At 66.6% G+C, this 668-nt stretch carries 1 protein-coding gene; it reads left to right on the top strand.

Annotation, left to right across the window (positions count from 1 at the left end; genetic code table 11):
- Window positions 1–611: ATP-binding cassette domain-containing protein (locus M1L58_RS23275; RefSeq protein ID WP_248660630.1), on the top strand; the 611-nt coding region annotated here is incomplete at its 5' end.
- Window positions 612–668 lie beyond the last annotated feature (57 nt).

Here is a 668-nt window from a genome sequence, read left to right as displayed (position 1 = left end):
ACCTGCGCCCGGGACGGATCACGGCGCTCGTCGGCCCCAGCGGCGCGGGCAAATCGACGCTGGCATCACTGCTGTGCCGGTTCGATCGCCCCGACGCCGGCACGATCACCCTCGGCGATTCGGACTATACGAACCTCACTGCAGCATCAATTCGCGACCACGTCACACTGCTACCCCAGCAGCCCGTCATCAAGGCCGCCACTGTCGCGGCCAACATCGCCTACGGTCGCCCGGACGCCAGCCGGGCCGAGATCATCAGTGCCGCAACAGCCGCCGATGCCGATTCGTTCATCAACGAGCTCCCCGACGGCTACGACACGACACTCGAGGAAGACGGCCTCACCCTGTCCGGCGGCCAGCGCCAACGAATTGCTATCGCACGGGCGATCCTTCGCGACACCCCCGTCCTCGTGCTCGACGAACCGACCGCAGGACTCGACCACGACACCGCCCAACGCGTCCTCGCACCGCTTCGACGCCTCGCCGCCGGCAAATCCACCCTCCTCATCACCCACGACCCCCGGGTCACCGATATCGCCGACGACATCGTCGTCCTGCGCGACGGGCGGCTGACATGGAGCAATAGCACAAGCGCTGTCTGCGCCTCATAGCCACAGCGAGCGCCTGAACCGCCCCGGGTCTGTCGGAGGCTCTCGAACTTGTGAAGT

It is taken from the genome of Gordonia sp. C13 (assembly GCF_023218005.1).
Classification (GTDB): Bacteria; Actinomycetota; Actinomycetes; order Mycobacteriales; family Mycobacteriaceae; genus Gordonia; species Gordonia namibiensis.
The sequence above is the reverse complement of the archived record's forward strand: the minus strand, read 5'-3'. Positions and strand labels throughout refer to the sequence as shown.